15 protein-coding genes are annotated in these 14,719 nt (G+C 73.6%); 5 read left to right on the top strand and 10 right to left on the bottom strand.

Features of this window, described 5'->3' with window-relative positions:
* Nucleotides 1-357 precede the first annotated feature (357 nt).
* Genes ABD52_RS06670 through ABD52_RS06635 form a run of 8 tightly spaced genes read right to left on the bottom strand, consistent with a single transcriptional unit; the run spans nt 358 to nt 8,388 of the window.
* Nucleotides 358-852, bottom strand: coding sequence for a DUF4913 domain-containing protein (locus ABD52_RS06670; protein WP_047891174.1), 495 nt, complete (start codon nt 850-852; stop codon nt 358-360).
* Entirely contained in the window at nt 849-2,627 is a 1,779-nt protein-coding gene (locus ABD52_RS06665; RefSeq protein ID WP_053065306.1) for a type IV secretory system conjugative DNA transfer family protein, read from the bottom strand. The genes ABD52_RS06670 and ABD52_RS06665 overlap by 4 nt, the downstream gene beginning before the upstream one ends.
* Nucleotides 2,624-4,108 (bottom strand): ATP/GTP-binding protein, encoded by a 1,485-nt coding sequence (locus ABD52_RS06660; RefSeq protein ID WP_047891173.1) that lies wholly within the window; start codon nt 4,106-4,108, stop codon nt 2,624-2,626. Before ABD52_RS06660 ends, ABD52_RS06665 begins: the two co-directional genes overlap by 4 nt.
* Nucleotides 4,109-4,117: 9 nt before the next feature.
* Entirely contained in the window at nt 4,118-5,587 is a 1,470-nt protein-coding gene (locus ABD52_RS06655; RefSeq protein WP_047891172.1) for an SCO6880 family protein, read from the bottom strand.
* Nucleotides 5,584-6,867, bottom strand: a complete 1,284-nt coding sequence (locus ABD52_RS39720; protein WP_161801608.1) for a hypothetical protein — start codon at nt 6,865-6,867, stop codon at nt 5,584-5,586. Before ABD52_RS39720 ends, ABD52_RS06655 begins: the two co-directional genes overlap by 4 nt.
* The gene (locus ABD52_RS06645) at nt 6,852-7,595 is read right to left on the bottom strand and encodes a hypothetical protein (RefSeq protein ID WP_047891170.1); all 744 of its coding nucleotides are present in this window, start codon (nt 7,593-7,595) and stop codon (nt 6,852-6,854) included. The genes ABD52_RS39720 and ABD52_RS06645 overlap by 16 nt, the downstream gene beginning before the upstream one ends.
* 11 nt (nt 7,596-7,606) lie before the next feature.
* Complete coding sequence (locus tag ABD52_RS06640) at nt 7,607-7,900, bottom strand: hypothetical protein (protein WP_047891169.1); 294 nt, start codon at nt 7,898-7,900, stop codon at nt 7,607-7,609.
* A complete protein-coding gene (locus tag ABD52_RS06635; RefSeq protein WP_235437379.1) occupies nt 7,897-8,388 on the bottom strand; it encodes a hypothetical protein in 492 nt (163 codons plus the stop codon). The genes ABD52_RS06640 and ABD52_RS06635 overlap by 4 nt, the downstream gene beginning before the upstream one ends.
* A 218-nt stretch (nt 8,389-8,606) precedes the next feature.
* Between ABD52_RS06635 and ABD52_RS06630 the strand changes: the two genes are divergently transcribed.
* Entirely contained in the window at nt 8,607-9,176 is a 570-nt protein-coding gene (locus ABD52_RS06630; RefSeq protein WP_235437378.1) for a hypothetical protein, read from the top strand.
* The gene (locus ABD52_RS06625) at nt 9,173-10,312 is read left to right on the top strand and encodes a M23 family metallopeptidase (RefSeq protein ID WP_200905170.1); all 1,140 of its coding nucleotides are present in this window, start codon (nt 9,173-9,175) and stop codon (nt 10,310-10,312) included. The genes ABD52_RS06630 and ABD52_RS06625 overlap by 4 nt, the downstream gene beginning before the upstream one ends.
* 65 nt (nt 10,313-10,377) lie before the next feature.
* Here ABD52_RS06625 and ABD52_RS06620 read toward each other — a convergent pair whose 3' ends face one another.
* Nucleotides 10,378-10,713, bottom strand: a complete 336-nt coding sequence (locus ABD52_RS06620; RefSeq protein WP_047891168.1) for a hypothetical protein — start codon at nt 10,711-10,713, stop codon at nt 10,378-10,380.
* Nucleotides 10,714-11,197: 484 nt separating this feature from the next.
* Between ABD52_RS06620 and ABD52_RS40100 the strand changes: the two genes are divergently transcribed.
* The 3 genes from ABD52_RS40100 to ABD52_RS06605 are packed head-to-tail and all read left to right on the top strand — an operon-like array spanning nt 11,198 to nt 14,191.
* Nucleotides 11,198-11,638, top strand: a complete 441-nt coding sequence (locus tag ABD52_RS40100) for a plasmid mobilization relaxosome protein MobC (protein WP_047891167.1) — start codon at nt 11,198-11,200, stop codon at nt 11,636-11,638.
* Complete coding sequence (locus ABD52_RS06610; RefSeq protein ID WP_047891166.1) at nt 11,635-13,140, top strand: hypothetical protein; 1,506 nt, start codon at nt 11,635-11,637, stop codon at nt 13,138-13,140. Before ABD52_RS40100 ends, ABD52_RS06610 begins: the two co-directional genes overlap by 4 nt.
* Before the next feature lie 13 nt (nt 13,141-13,153).
* Nucleotides 13,154-14,191 carry a hypothetical protein gene (locus ABD52_RS06605; protein WP_053065305.1) on the top strand — a complete coding sequence of 346 codons (1,038 nt, stop codon included), beginning with the start codon at nt 13,154-13,156 and terminating at the stop codon, nt 14,189-14,191.
* Nucleotides 14,192-14,195: 4 nt separating this feature from the next.
* Here ABD52_RS06605 and ABD52_RS06600 read toward each other — a convergent pair whose 3' ends face one another.
* Nucleotides 14,196-14,525, bottom strand: coding sequence for a hypothetical protein (locus tag ABD52_RS06600; RefSeq protein WP_152748198.1), 330 nt, complete (start codon nt 14,523-14,525; stop codon nt 14,196-14,198).
* Between the last annotated feature and the right edge of the window lie 194 nt (nt 14,526-14,719).

Below are 14,719 nucleotides of genomic sequence, written 5' to 3'. Positions count from 1 at the left end.
GGGGTCGGGTGACCCCGACGCTGCGCGCAGGGGACTGGACCTGTGCCATCCACGGGCGGATCCGTCCCCGCACCGCCGGACCGGTGCCCGTCTGCCCGCACTGTGACGCGCTGGCGCACAAGGTGCAGGTGAGCCGGTCCGGGCAGCGACAGTTTGTGGCCCCGAGCCCGGCCTGCTGCTCCGGGCCTGATCGGCACCCGTGGGCGGCTGGCCAGTTCCAGGTGTTTTGGACGCCCTGCCCGTGCCCGCCGCCCACCACGCATCGCGGCCACCACACCTGGGTCTGCTTCACCTGCCAGGTCCCCACCCACTGGCCGCCTCTCGCGGCGGCGGGACCGACGTGATGATGCTGCGGAATCAGCCGTCAGCGTCCGGAAGCTGAGCGAGAACGTCCGGTGGTGCCGGCTCGACCGGCAGTGGCCGGGGCTCGGTGTGTTTGTTCGGGTTGCACCGGTTGAACGGCCCGTACTCGGCGGTCAGGGCGTTGAGGTGCGGGTCGAGGTGGTCGCGCCACCAGATGCTCATGCCGGTTTGGGGGTCGCTGACCCGCAGGGTTTCCCAGGCCCGCCACAGCGCGTAGAGGCGGGAGATCGCTTCGGGGTGGGCCCACCAGCGGGGGCACCAGTTCAGCCCGGAGTCCGGGCCGGAGGCGAGACGGCGCTCGACGACGTGGGCGAGGTAGTCAGCGACGAACGCCTCGACGTTGCGGTAGACCGGCTCCGCGCCGGCCGGGTCGGCGGACGGGGGCGCGGCGGTCGGTGGGGTCGCGTCCGGGTCGCCGGCGAGCTGCCCGAGTAGGGCGCTGAGGTCGGCGACGGCATCGGCGGCCGGGCCGACGGCAGGTGTGGTCATGGGGTCGGCTCCGGCGGGGCGTCGGGGGTGAGGGTCCAGTCGGTGCGGCCGTGGGGGTCCCAGCGGGCGATCGACGCGCGGATCGCCTCCGCGTATGGGCCGTCCTGCCAGGGGGCGGTGCGGGCGAGCGCGGGCGGGGCGCCGGAGGCGTAGACGACCATCCGGCCGCGGGGCAGGGCGTGCAGGTCGGACACGTCGAGGATGCGCTGGCGGCGGGTGGCGTGGGAGACCGACCGCTGGCCCCACCCGGACCCGCTGCTGCTGGTCGACCGGGTGACGACGTCGTGCTCGCCGATCAGCTTCGACAGCTCTTCCAGCCAGTCGGGGTCGGCGACGCCGCCGCCGTAGGTGCGGACGTTCGCCGCGGACCACAGTTTGCGCATGCCTTCGCGGCCCCACACGTCGACGCCCTGGGGGTAGGACTGCAGGATCGTGATGATCGGCAGGCCGTGCGAGCCGTAGTAGGAGTAGAGGCTGGGGAGCTGCCGCAGCCGGCAGATGTTGGCGGCCTCGTCGAGGATGCTCAGCAGCGGCGGATCCAGCCGGCGGCCGGCCGAGGCCCGGGCGCGCAGCTCGCCGGCGCGCAGCACCGCGTCGGTGAGGGCTGCGACCAGCGGGGCGGGGGAGCCGGGGCCGCCCTGGGAGAGCAGGTACAGCACGTCGGTGCTTGCGACGAACGCGGCCGGGTCGAACTCGAGGACACCGCCGCGCGTGGGTGGGGTGACCCAGGCGGTGACGGCGGGCTCGGTGAGGCACATGAGCATCTTCTGCGCGCCGGCGTAGATGCCGCCGCGGGTCTTGTCGGGCATGTTGACCACCCCGGAGACCGCGTCGGCGGGCAGCGGGAAGCCGTGCTCGCGCAGCAGCATCGCCGGTTCGTCGTCGCGGGGGCTGACCGACCAGCGGTACGCGGCGAGGATGTCCCGGCCCGACACCGCGGCGGCGAGTAGCAGGTTCGCCACCAGTTCCTCGGAGCTGGGGTCGAAGAAGGCGTCGCGGCTGACGCCGGGCTCGCGCTCGGCGGCGGCGAAGTGCTCGCCGAGGCGGCGGGCGTCAGTGATGGTGGCCACCGCGCGCAGCGGGTTCCACCACATGCCCTGCCCGGCGCCGAGGATGTGCTGCGGGTCGAACGCCCACACCTGACCACGGGCGGCGCGAACCTCGCGGGTGGCGTCGACGATGTCGCCCTTGACGCTGGTTACGAGGGTGGGCCCAGGTGCCGCGACGACGGCCGGGATCGCGCGGCTGGTGGTCTTGCCGGTGCGCGGGCCCCAGATGTCGACGGCCATGTCCTCCCACGACTGGCGCAGCGGCATCCCGCCGGCGACGGTGTAGGCGATCAGCACGCCGAGCTGATCGGGATCGGGCCGGTTGACGTCGGCGAGGCTGGGCCGCAGCCGCCGGCCACTGTCCGCGACACCCTTCGGGCCGAGGTGGGCCAGGTCCTTGCGGCTGGCCATCCGCCGAGCGGCGGAGTCGACCCGGGTGCGCCGCCGGCGGCTCCACCGCCAGGCCGCCACCGCCGCCGTGGCCAGCAGCACCAGGACGGCGACCTCGATGACGGCGACGACGGTGCACGCGGTGGTCCAGGTGATGTCGCCCCGAAGCACGGCGGTGGCAACCCGGATGGGGCCGCCGCCGGTGTAGCCGGGTGGGCGGGTGAGCACGACCGGCAGCCACGCCGCGCTGGCGACGACCAGGACCACGGCGGCGATGCCGCCGACGATGAGGCCGGCGTCGTCGTGGCCGCCGCGCGGGCCGGCGGGGCGGCTCACGTCATCGTCCAGCGGAAGTCGGTGTTGCCGAGCTGCTTCTCCACCTCCGTGGGTTCCAGGTGCACCGGGATGCCCGGCCGAGACCCAACCTTGATCAGGAAGTTGCCGCGCCCGACGGTCTCGCTGCCCTCAGCGGCCGTCCAGGACGGGGGTGCCGACCAGGACAGCACCTCCCGCCGTTCGGCCCGCGACAGCGGCCGTACTCGGGAGACGGAGTCCAGCTCCTGCTCCGAGCAGGGGCCGATCATCAGCACCGCAGACCGCTCAGCGAAACCGCGGGCCTTGGCCCGGTCGTGGGCGGTGGGCAGCGCCTCCAGGTCGGCCAGGGAGTGGGTGATGAACGCGGTGCCGGTGCCCTTCTGCCTGTTCAACCGGGTCAGCCCGTCGGCGCGGTCGACCAGGCCGTGCCCGACGCGCAGCGCCCGCCACAGCTCGTCCAGCACGGTGAAAAAGGTCCGGGCCGGGGCCAGGTTGAGGTCAGCCATCAGGTGCGCGGCCTCCACCTGCGCGAAGCCGTAGGACCAGGTCGACAGCAGGGTCGCGGCGGTGCGCAGCTCGTCGGTGTCGTCGATGCTGGAGATGTCCACGCACACGGCCGGGGTGTCGAGCCGGATCGCGGTCGTGGTCTGCCCCTCGAAGGTGTCACCGAGCGGACCGTGCAGCAGCGCCAGCAGGGTGCGGCGCAGCCCGTTGGTTTCTTCCCGATAGCGGGGCAGGTCCTGCTCCTCCTGCCAGAGGGTGACCGCACGGACCTCCGGTGGGGCGTCGCGGATGACCCGCAGGACGTCGGAGAGCACCGGCGGGGTGTCGGTTTCCCGTTCGGCGAGGTAGCGCAGCGCGGCGGACAGCACGGTGGTCTCATCCGAGCTGACGGGCCCGCGCCGGATGAGGGTGGCCAGGGCGACCAGCATGTTCAGCCGCCGGTCGGTGACCGCAGCCCGCACCACGGCGCCGGTGCGCTCGTCGACGCGGTCCAGGACCTGCCGCCACGGACCAGCGTCCAGGGGGTTGATCCGGTCCAGGCCGGGCCCAACCCGCAGCACCTGCCCGCCCAGGGCGCGGACCAGCTCGGCATAGTCGGGTTTGAGGTCACCGAGGATCAGCGGGGTCACGCCCTGAGCGGTCAGGCCGAGGACCATCCGCCGCACGGCGGTGGACTTGCCCATGCCGGGCTCACCCTCGATCCATACCGACGGGTTGTTGATCAGCCGGGCGCGGGTGTACCAGGAGATCGGGTCGAAGCACACCGCCGAGCCGGTGTAGAGGTGCCGGCCGACCGGCACGCCGATCATCGGCGTCGACGCGCCGGTGCCGAAGGGAAACAGCCCGCACACCTGCACGGTGGTGCCCCGGTACTCCGTCGGCGGCTCGATGTACGACCATCGGCCGCCGCCGGGTGCGGCGTAGCCGAGGCGTCCGGGCCGGCGGCCGGTTGGTCGACGCGGCGGGGGTGAGGTGTCCTCGCGGGTGCTGATCGTCATGCCGGTGTCCTAGAAGGGGATCGTGGCGTGGGTGGGCAGGACCACGCCGGCGGGCAGGCCGGCAGCGAACCCGGCGGCCTGGCAGCCGTACATCGGCCGCAGCACCAGGCGGGCCTCTCCGGCGCGGGCCCGGATGATGCCGCTGGCCTCGTCGAGCTGCTTCTCGTCGGCGACGGTCGCGGTGACCAGCACGGTGAACCGGGTGACCCCGGCGCCTGCGGCTTCCTCCTGGGCGGCCTGCTCGGCGGCGGCTAGGTCGGTCAGGTCTCGGGCGCTGGGCCGGTGCTTCTTGCTGGCCAGGAACCGGGCGTCGCGCTTGTCGGCCTCGACCAGCCGGGCCGCCTCGCCCGGCGAGTACGGCCGGTAGACCATGGTGACCCGCTTGCGCAGCAACTGCGGGTCCGGGTCGGTCAGCCGGGCGAACAGCCGCGAGTACACCACCCCGCGCGGGGCTTCGACCATGCACCAGGTGCGCGAGATCCCGGAGTCGTGCCGGTAGGAGTCCCAGCTCTCCCGGGTGGCCACCGGGCCGGCCTGCGTCCAGTCCGGGGTGAGCCCGGGGTCCCGGGCCAGGTCCAGGGCGGCGGTCGGGTCGTACGCGGCGCGCACCACACCGGCCAGGCCGCGGGCGGACATCGGCCTGATGCCGTCGCCGGTGGCGCCGGTCAGCCCGGCGTGCAGGTGCGGCAGGCGGGCGGCAACCTCCCGGCAGACGTCCTCGTGCGACATCGACCGCCCGGGTGGGGCGGTGTAGGTCAGCGACACGCGGGTGTCCACGGTCGCGGATCCGGCCGGGTACGACTGGACGACGTCGTCGAGGACCTGCAGCGCCAGCGACGGCGCGTCGGGGCGGGACGTGGCGGCCACCTCGGCGGCCAGCCGGGTGCCGGGATCCGGTGTCGTTTCGACGGTGACCTGGGCCTGCACGAGGTGCGGCTCGCGGGACAGCGCCGCCAGCCAGGACGCCAGGTGGCTCACGCGGCCGTCGATGACCGCCTGGTCGACCAGGTCCATCCCCTCCGGGGCGCAGCGCAGGGTGACGGTGTAGTGCCGGCTCTGCGGCACCACCACCACGGCCACCATCCCGGAACGGCCGGTCTCGACCTCGTACACCTCGGAGCGGGCCAGCACGCCGGGCAGTTGGTGGGCGGCGGTCACCCGAGATGCGACCCCGGAGACGTAGACGTGGTGGCGGCGAGACCGGGCCAGCCACCATGCCACCCGGGCGGTGATGACCTGGAATCCGCTGCGCCCGTTGATCCGGATCGCCAGCGGCGCGAGGACCAGGACGCCGATGACGGCGGTGGCCAGCGCTGCGAGGGTGGAGATCGGCAGCATCGCGGCGGCGATCACCATGACCAGGAACGCGGCAATGGTGCCGGCCGGACCGAGCCCGAACAGGCCCGCGCCGCGACCGAGCCGCCAGTTGCCATAGGTGGGCTGCTGCTCGCTGGCCCGTTCCTTCACTCCGGTGCTCATGCGCCCTCACCGTCCACCGCTCCGGATGCCGTCCCGCCGACCTTGCGCACGGCCGCCGGGCCGACCTTCGCCGCCGCGACGCCCGCGGCGGCGGCGACACCGACCGGCCCAGCTGCGGCGGCCCCTGCCCCCGCAGCTCCGGCCCCGGCGCCAGCGGCCCCAGCTCCGGCTCCCCCTGTGCCGGCCCCGGCCGCTGCAGCCCCGCCGGAGCCGGCCGCCCCGGCTCCGCCAGGACCGGCCGTGCCTGCTGCGCCCGTGCCGCCGCCGGACGGGCGTGGCGCGGGCGCTGGCGGTGACTGTGCCGCGCCACCCGGGCGGCCCGAACCGCCGGAGGCCCCCGCGCCTCCGCTGCCCCGGGATCCGCCGCCGCTGGAGCCGCTGAGGCGCACCGCGCCGGAGGCGAGCTGCCCGGCGGCGGACGTGGCGGCGACCGCAGCGCCGCTGGCACCTCCGGTGGACAGCACCGCCACCGCCGGAGCGATGAGCCGCATCAGCGCGGGTAGCGCCACGATGGCCATGCAGAACATCACCATGCCGGTGAGCACGTCAGTTAGGGTCTGGCCCTGGCCCAACCAGAACACGGCGGCGTAGATCGTGGCGGCGGCCGGCTTGTAGAACACTAGAGCGAGCATCCACGTCAGGTATCGGTTGCGCGTGGAGCCGCCCACTGCGGCGGCAACCGGCAGCGCCCCGGCCAACAGCACCAGACCGGCGTTGCGGGCCAGCAGCAGCAGGAGCTGCACCATCGTGGACAGGAACACCATGATCGAAATGCCGATGACCACGATGGCGGGCATTCCAGTGGTGGCGGTGGCGGGTGCGAGCAGCAGGAGCCGTTTGCCGAGGTCGCCGTTGGCGGAGGCGCTGAGGATCCAGTCGGCGTAGGCGTCGCCGATCTCGATGAGCAGCTGCACCGCCGGCACGCCGGCGCCGGCGAGCACGACCAGTGCCACCAGGTTCTTGGCGAAGGCACCGGCTTCCCGGCCGTTGCGTTCCAGCGCCATCTTGATCGCCGCGACCAGGACGGAGCCGACCGCGATCGCGGCGACCGCCCAGCCGGTGTAGGCCTGCAGGTGCTTGACGGCGCCGGAGTTCTGCGACACCACCGGGGTGGGGATCGACAGCCAGCCGGTGACCAGCGTCTTGAGCATCTCGGCGGCGGCCTGCGACGCCTGCTCGGCGAGTTCCTCGAGGAACCGGCCGGCGCTGTTCTCCAGGATCTGGCCGGGGATGCAGGTGAGGTCGATCGGTGGGCAGTCCGGCATTACCGTGCCCCCCACTCGACGACGCCAGTGAGGTCGCTGGTCACACGGTTGACGGAAACCCAGGCACCACCCGGGGGCGCCTGCATCCGCCAGTCGCCGTTCTGCCACAGCAGGGTCAGCGACAGCACGTGGTAGCGCGGGGTCCCGGCTGACGGCGCGCGGAGCACAAGCCCGATCACCGCCGTGTCAGGGGTGTAGGACTGGTAGCTGAAGCCCGCCACCTGGCTCTGCGACCCAGGATCGGCGGGACTGGCGTCGCTGGCGCGCAGTTCGGCCAACAGCCGGTCACGGTCAGCGCTGGGCGCGAACTGACGCTCGATGGTCGGCTCCCAGTGCTCCCGACCCAGCGAGTAGCTGGACCGCATGCTGATCTGCGCTGCGGCGAGCAGGGCGCCCTCCGGGGTGTGCGCGAAGCCGGATGCGCTGGTCTCGGTGACCTGCTTCGGGCCGGCGGTGGCGCTGACCGGAACGGCGAGCGGACCGACCAGTTCCCACCGCACCCCCGCCGGCGGGGTGGTCGGCACGGCGGTGGGCAGCGGCTGCTCCGGATCGCTCTCCGCCGGGGCGGGGTTCGCTGGCGATCCGCCGCCACCGACGTCGTTGCCGTCACCTCCGGGGGCGAGCACGGCGATCAGCACCCCGGCGATGACGACGAGCAGCACCAGCGCCGCGGAGGCGACGAAGCCGGGCCGCGTCCACGGCGGACGGTCGGCGAAGTCCTGGGGGGCAGACGAGCGCGGCATCGGCGTTCCTCCTAGATCAGCGCGCCGACCACCGCGGACGCGCTACCGATGAGCATGCAAGCGGCGAACACCCAGCCGAGCTGGGAGATGTTGGTGTCGTCACCGCGGCGGTGCGCCAGGGCCATCTTCGCCGCGGTGTACAGCACCCCGCCGACGCAGGCGGCGGTGGCCAGGTAGGCGATCCACTTCAAGATCGTCAGGATCTTGTCGCCCACGCCGGGCGGGGCCTCGCCGCCGCCCGGGTCGGGCACCGGTGCGGCGGCGAGCGCGGCCTGGAGGTGGTCGAGGTGGTCGATCAGGGTCATCGTTTCCCCTCCGGGGGTGTGTGTACCTTCTGCCAGATCTCGGTGCGCAGCGCCTCGACGTCCGGGGGAGCGCCGACGTCGCGCGGATCGTCGGCGGCGAGCAGTGCGTCGACCCAGCCGACGCGCCACACCTGCGGCGCCCACCCGCGCAGCAGATGCAGCCGTTCGGTGGCGATGCGCGGTGGCCGCCGCGGGGAGGCGGCGACCGCGACCACCCCGAGCACCGTCATCAAGCCGGACATGCCGGAGCGGCGGCGCCACTGCTCGATCGCGCCGGTCGCCGCCCAGGTGCCGGACGCCGATGCCCGGCACACCAGGACCACGTTGGCAACGGGCATCGCCGGCGTGACCGCCGGCCAGCCCTTGCCGAAGTCCAACCCGAAGCCGACCAGTCGGGCGAGCGTGCTCACCCCCGCGCCGCCGTGACACCCGACCCACCACACCGGCGGCCAGGCGTCGAGATTCGGCGGAATCAGCGCGAACGGCATCTCGGGAGCAGGGCCGGGACGTGTGCGCGAAGGCCCGACAGCCACAGCCTTCACCGGCGACTCCGCCAGCGCACGCAGATACTTCCCGTCATCCGATGCCTCCCCCGTGTTTCAAGGTCACCGACGAGTACCCGACAGTAGCACTGCGTTTCCGAATGGATCTATGGTGTTTGCTCTGCCGCGATAGGACGCGAAAGGCACCACGGGGGAGGCGTCGAATGGCACGCAGAGCACGATCATCCGCGCGCATCGATCAGTTCGATCGGTCGGTCCGCATCGCCTACGGCTTTGTCCTCGCCGGACTGTTGCTGGCCGGCTGCACGCCCGCCGGCGAGGCGGGCGCTCCCTCGCAGGAGCGCAACGGCCCGGTCTACCCGACACGCGGCGTCGATGACGGATCGCCGTCGCCGGCGGGCGAACAACCCGGCCGCGACGACCACGATCACAACCCACCGTCAGTGGCCCCGCCGCCGCCTGCGCAGGCCGCTCCCGTGGCGGCGGCTTTCGCGGCGGCGTGGGCGCGCTCGGACCTGTCACCACAGGCGTGGTGGCAGGGGGTCGCCGAGCGCTGCGACGAGGGGTTCGCCCAGGCGCTGCGAACCGTCGACCCGTCGCGCGTTCCGGCGTCGCGGGTGACGGGCAGCCCGGTCGCGAAACAGGCGCCGAAGGACGGCGCGGCGGTGTACGAGGTGGCCACCGACGCGGGCACGTTGACCGTCACCCTCGCCGCGGTGAATGGCCGCTGGCTGGTCACCGGGAACGACTTCACCCGGTCGGTGAGCCGATGAACCGCCAAACGGCCACGCTCGCCGCGGCAGTGCTGGCAGCCATCGCGCTGGTGTGCGGCGGCACGATCGGGTTGCCGCTGGTGATGTTCGGCCAAGCAGATGCGGAAGCGGCGGCGTGCGAGGTGCCGTCCCTGCCGGGATCCTCACCGGTCCCGGGAGACGGCGCATGGGGCAGCGTCGAGACCACCAACGCCGCCACCATCGTCGCCGTCGGCCGGCAGCGCAAGGTACCGCCGCGCGGCTACGTCATCGCCCTGGCAACCGCGATGCAGGAGTCCACACTGCGCAACCTGGCCAACGCCAAGGTGCCTGAGTCGCTGCGGCTGCCGCACGAGGGCGTGGGCCGCGACCACGACTCTGTCGGGCTGTTCCAGCAGCGGCCCGGATGGGGCAGCGTCCGCGAGCGGATGACGCCCACCTACGCGGCGGGGAAGTTCTACGAGGCGCTGGTCAAGGTCGACGGCTGGGAGCGGATGCGGCTGACCGACGCGGCGCAGGCGGTGCAGCGCTCCGGACTGCCGGAGGCGTACCAGAAGTGGGAGGACGACGCCGAGCAGCTCGCCGCGCGGGTCCTCGGGCTGCCGAACATCGACGACATCGGCGGCGGCGCACCAACCGCCCCGTGCGGCGTCGACGACTTGGGGCCGGTGCCTGTCGGTCCGGGCGGTTGGGTGCAGCCGATCCGCGCCATCGTCGGCAGTGGCTTCGGCCCCCGTGGGCGCAACTTCCACGCCGGTGTCGACATGTCAAAGGCCGACGTACGGGGCGACCCGATCCGCGCGGCCTCGGCCGGCGTGGTGGAGCAGGTCAAGTGCGACTGGTACACCACGTGCAACCGGGACGGGAACACCAGTCAGCGTGGATGCGGTTGGTATGTCGACATCCGGCACCCAGGCAACATCGTGACCCGCTACTGCCACATGATCCAGCCGCCCGAGGTGAGCATCGGTCAGCAGGTCAAGGCCGGAACGGTCATCGGGTTCGTCGGCAACAGCGGCGGCAGCTCCGGCCCGCACCTGCACTTCGAGGTGCACGTCAACGTCCCGCCCGGCCCCTACAACGCCAATCGCAGCAACGCCGTCGACCCGGTGCCGTTCATGCGCGACCGCGGTGCTCCCTTGGGGGCGGCCACGTGACCGGGTGCAGCGCGATGGCCTCCCCCGTTGCAGCGGAGGAGGCCACCAACGTGCCAGGGCGGAGGTTACACCTGGGGCTGAGCTGCCTCGACCGGCGGCGTGACCTGCTCGCCCGGCTCAGCGGGCGTCGCCGGTCGCGGCGGACGGCGGCGTCGGGCGGGTGCGGACTCGGGAGCGTCCAGGCCGAGCTTGGCCAGGTCCTGGACGGTCCAGCCACCCCGCAGGGCGGCGTCGTACCGGTCGGCGTAGCGGGCGTTAGCCTCGCGCAGAGACTCGGCGAGCTGGTCACGCTCATGCCGGGCGGTGGCCGCGTCACCGACCAGATTGGCGCGCTCTCGCAGCAGCGCAAGGGCCGCCCTCTCGGTCTCGCTGCGCACGGCCTTGGCGCTCTGTTCGGCCATGAAGTCCTCCCCAGGGTCACTGCGGTCTGGTGGGTGTGGACGCCGAGCTTAGCGGCCAAGATCCGCCAGCGCGGTACCGCTTTCCCACCCTTCCCCCCGGCCGGTGGGGGCGCCCTTCACGTCAGCCGAGGACGTCGACCAGGGTCAAGGGTGGGCCGGAGGCCCATCGCGCAGCGACGCAACGCGCCCTTGACGCTGGGCGGCGGCCGGCTACCGTCTCCAGCCCCCACGGGGTGGGTTCTTGACGTGCGCCGTCGAGCGCAATCGACGCTACGAAGCAGCCGGGTCGTGGGCACACGACCAGCCGAGCGCCGTCGTGCGCACTCGACGCCATGGCCCAGCCCGGCCGCAGGCACACGACCAGCCGGCGCTGCCGGAGCAAGTTGGAGTAAAAGAGGTTCTTTTCAGTCCGGCGGCCATGATCCTGGCCGGCGGACTGGCCCCTGCCGGGGGCGGTCACTGCGTTCCGAAAGGAGGCCCGTCGGTGGCCGATAAGCCGCAGGTCGGTGTGGTCCGCTTCGGTGCGGCGCAGTCTCGCCGGCGACGCCACAACGCCGAACCACGCCGCCGATGGGTGACGGTGCGACTGTCTGACGAGGAGTACGGGACGGTCCTGGCGAACGCGGCTGCGGCACGTCTCGCGGTCGCCGCCTACCTCGCGGAGGTCGGCACCGCCCCGATGGTGCCGGCGGAAGGCGGGCCGGACGGGGCGGCGGAGGCGGGTCCGCTGCTGGTCGAGTTGATGGGCGTGCACCGGCAAGTTCGGGGCGCGGCGCACAACCTGAACCAGGCGGTGACGCGCCTGCACTCCACCGGCGAGCGGGCCGAGGACCTGGCCGCGACGGCGGCGTACCTAGCCCGGGTCGCGGCGCGCGTCGACGATCTCGTCACGGCGATCGCCGCCGCGCAGACGGGCCGGCGATGATCCCAAAGGTCACCTACGGCGCCCGGGTACGCGGACTGCTGGAGTACCTGTGGGGGCCGGGGAAGGCCGAGGAACACGTCAACCCGCACCTGGTCGCCGGGTACGACGACGTGACCGTGCTCGCCCCCGAACGCCGTGAGCGCGACGGCGGCGGGTGGTCGCTGGAGGAGCTGGCGGCGCGGCTGGACGCGCCGCAGATCGCCGCCGGCGAGCGCGGGGTGAAGCAGTACGTGTGGCAGTGCTCGCTGAGCCTGCCCGCGCAGGAGGGGCAGCTCGACGACGCGACCTGGGGCCGCATCGCGGGCCGGTTCGTGGCCGAGATGGGCTTCACCGGCGACGCGGAGCGGGCCGGGTGCCGGTGGATCGCGGTGCGGCACGGCCTGTCGGCCAAGGGCAACGACCACGTGCACCTGGTCGTCACCCTCGCCACCGAGGACGGGGCCCCGGTGTGGCTGCGGCAGGACAAGCGGCGTAGCCAGCAGGTCGCCGACCTCTTGGAGGACGAGTTCGGGCTGGGCAAGTGGACACCCGGCCGGGCCGGGGCGACGAAGCGGCCGGAGCTGAACCGGCCAGAGGTCGACCGGGCCCGGCGCAGCGGCCAGGCACCGGACCGGGAACTGCTGCGCCGCCAGGTCCGGGCGGCCCTGGCCGGCGCCGGCAGCGAAGCCGAGTGGGTCGCGCGGATGAAGGGCGCGGGCCTGCTTGTCGCCGCGCGGACCGCGGCGAAGGACCCGAACCAGGTGGTCGGGTACGCGGTCGCGCTGCGGCCGGCCGGGGCGGGTACGCCGACCTGGTACGCCGGGCGCAGCCTGGACGGCGACCTCAGCCTCCCCCAGGTCCGCAAGCGGTGGCCTGAGGCCGAGCGGCCCTCAGCCGGTCAGTGGAAGGCGGCGGATTCCGCGGAATCGAGCCTGCGCAGCGAGGACCGGATGGCGGTGTGGCGATCGTCTGCCGCCGCGCTGGAGGCCATCAGCGGGAGGCTGGCCGGGGTAGGTCCCGACTCACCGCAGTGGCCTGCGGTGGCGCGAGCCAGCGCCGAGCTGCTGGCGCGCGTGGCGGCGGCCACCGAACCGTCAGGGCGGGGCCCGGTGAGCCGGGCCGCCGACGCCCTGGCTCGCGCGGCGGCCTCACCGCGCCGCGCACCGACGCCCGCGGCGTCGTCCATCGCCGGGGAGCTGGGCCGCGTGGCGGACGCCCTGATGGTCGCCGGACACGCCCGCACCGGTGGAGAGGCGGCCATCCTGCTCGCCGTAGTCGTCCAATCGGCCCGACTGGTCGTGGCGCTGGCTGAGCTGCGCGCCGCCCAGCAGCAAGCCCACGCCGCCGGCGCGGCTGCCGCCGCCGCAGCCCACCTGATGCCCCTGCTCCAGTCGGGCGCCCAGCTCGTCGACCAGGTGCACATGCCGACCCAGGCCGAGCCGCCGCAGCGGCCGGTCCACACCGCGCCGGGCCCGGTCCGGCCCCGCGTCGACCCGAGCGTCGACCGGGAGACGCAGCGTTGAGGAGGACAGGGTAGTGCCCGACAACGAGATGGCCGAGATCCACCAGCGGGCCACGGCGGCGGTCACCGCCGCGATTCAGGCCGCCGGGCAACTGGCGCAGGTGCTCATCGACGCCCGCATCGCCCAGCTGCAACGCGCTGCCCGGACGAGCGAGGAACAAGCCCGGCGGATCCGCGCCCAGGTGCGCGCAGCGCAGCAGGCCGATGCGGCGGTGTGGCGGCCGGCGACCCGGGCGTCGTGGTGGCGGCAGGCGTCGGCCGAGGACATCGCGCGGGCCTGGCGGGCCAGCGCCGGGTGGGCGGCCGTCGACCCGCGCGCCGAGGCCGCGCAGCGGGTCATGGTGGTGCGGCTCGCCGAGCGCGGTGTCCACGTCGACCCGCGGACCGGTGCCCGGCCGGGGGATGAGGCGTGGCTGTCCGACCAACTCGACAGCGCGGCCCTGGACGGCCGGACGGCGGAACCTCGGCCCGATGACGCCGGCGAGCGCCGCCGCACCGCCCAGGAGCGCCAGGAGGCGATGGCGGTGCACGTGCGGGAGGTGTGGACCGCCGACCGGGCGGAGCGGGTCATCGGCTCGACGGCGTGGCCGGCGCTGGCGTACAAGCTCGACCAGTTGGAACGCGAAGGGCACGATGTGCGTGATCTTCTGCGGCAGGTGCCCGGCTTCGTCGACCGGGCTCACACCCCCGCCGCGTACGCGTTCCGGGTGGTGGACGACTACGCCACGGGCCAGACCGCGGCGGGCGAACGAGCCGCAACCACCACGGCCGGTGGTGAAGATCGCACGGTCACTCTTGAAGGTGAGTGGCGGGAGGCCGCCGGCGCCACCGCCGAGCGCACGCAGGGCGAGCGCGTCGACGTGGACCGATCCTCGGCGGCCGGCCCGGCTGACGGCGATGTCCGGGCGGCGCAGCTCGCCGCCCAGGCTTTCCCGCAGTCGACCAAGTCCGTCGTGGTCGACACCACGGCGGCCCCGTCGTCAGCGAGCGCGCAGCAGCCCCCGGCGCGGTCGGTCGCGTCGAATGCGCCCGCCCCTTCGCCTGGCCGATAGCCGCCTACGCGGTGCCAGGACGCTCGCGCCGAGCGACGTGAGCCAACGCCCACAGGACATCGGCCGGTCGCACCGTGAGCGGCTCATCGCCGGCGGCGTCGAGCGCGGCGTAGTGAGCCTCCACGATCTCTCGCAGGACCGCCCCGGGCCTGACGCCACGTGCTTCGGCGTCCCCCATCACCCGGCGGGCGACGTCGACGGAGTAGCGCGCGGACATGCTCACCTTCGTCGGCGGCGGAGTGTCGTCGACCACCGCGTCGGACCAGTCCCTGTTGTCCAGGGACTCCTGCGTCGCCCTGATGCCATCTGCTCGGCTCATCGGGTCTACCGGCATGGGCGCAGTATACGAACGCATACGCCGCGATCAGCCGGTCTCCCCGAACTGCTCGACCGGTCCGGTGATCTCGACCGCGCCCACCGACTGACGACCGGCAGAGAGGCCGCACCAGCGCACGCTGACCGGGACGTCACGGTGACCGGACGCGAGCGGCGACCACGAAACCCGGGAGCGGAAGACACGACCCGCCA

This window comes from Micromonospora sp. RV43 (assembly GCF_001029515.1).
Lineage (GTDB): Bacteria > Actinomycetota > Actinomycetes > Mycobacteriales > Micromonosporaceae > Micromonospora > Micromonospora aurantiaca.
This window is presented reverse-complemented; position numbering and strand designations above follow the sequence as displayed.

Excerpts from the sequence above, each read along its gene's own strand:
- ABD52_RS06670 (WP_047891174.1), bottom strand. The coding sequence starts at position 852 with ATGACCACACCTGCCGTCGGCCCGGCCGCCGATGCCGTCGCCGACCTC.
- ABD52_RS06660 (WP_047891173.1), bottom strand. The coding sequence starts at position 4,108 with ATGACGATCAGCACCCGCGAGGACACCTCACCCCCGCCGCGTCGACCA.
- ABD52_RS06655 (WP_047891172.1), bottom strand. The coding sequence starts at position 5,587 with ATGAGCACCGGAGTGAAGGAACGGGCCAGCGAGCAGCAGCCCACCTAT.
- ABD52_RS06645 (WP_047891170.1), bottom strand. The coding sequence starts at position 7,595 with ATGCCGCGCTCGTCTGCCCCCCAGGACTTCGCCGACCGTCCGCCGTGG.
- ABD52_RS06640 (WP_047891169.1), bottom strand. The coding sequence starts at position 7,900 with ATGACCCTGATCGACCACCTCGACCACCTCCAGGCCGCGCTCGCCGCC.
- ABD52_RS06635 (WP_235437379.1), bottom strand. The coding sequence starts at position 8,388 with ATGCCGTTCGCGCTGATTCCGCCGAATCTCGACGCCTGGCCGCCGGTG.
- ABD52_RS06630 (WP_235437378.1), top strand. The coding sequence starts at position 8,607 with ATGGCACGCAGAGCACGATCATCCGCGCGCATCGATCAGTTCGATCGG.
- ABD52_RS06625 (WP_200905170.1), top strand. The coding sequence starts at position 9,173 with ATGAACCGCCAAACGGCCACGCTCGCCGCGGCAGTGCTGGCAGCCATC.
- ABD52_RS06620 (WP_047891168.1), bottom strand. The coding sequence starts at position 10,713 with ATGGCCGAACAGAGCGCCAAGGCCGTGCGCAGCGAGACCGAGAGGGCG.
- ABD52_RS06610 (WP_047891166.1), top strand. The coding sequence starts at position 11,635 with ATGATCCCAAAGGTCACCTACGGCGCCCGGGTACGCGGACTGCTGGAG.
- ABD52_RS06600 (WP_152748198.1), bottom strand. The coding sequence starts at position 14,525 with ATGCCGGTAGACCCGATGAGCCGAGCAGATGGCATCAGGGCGACGCAG.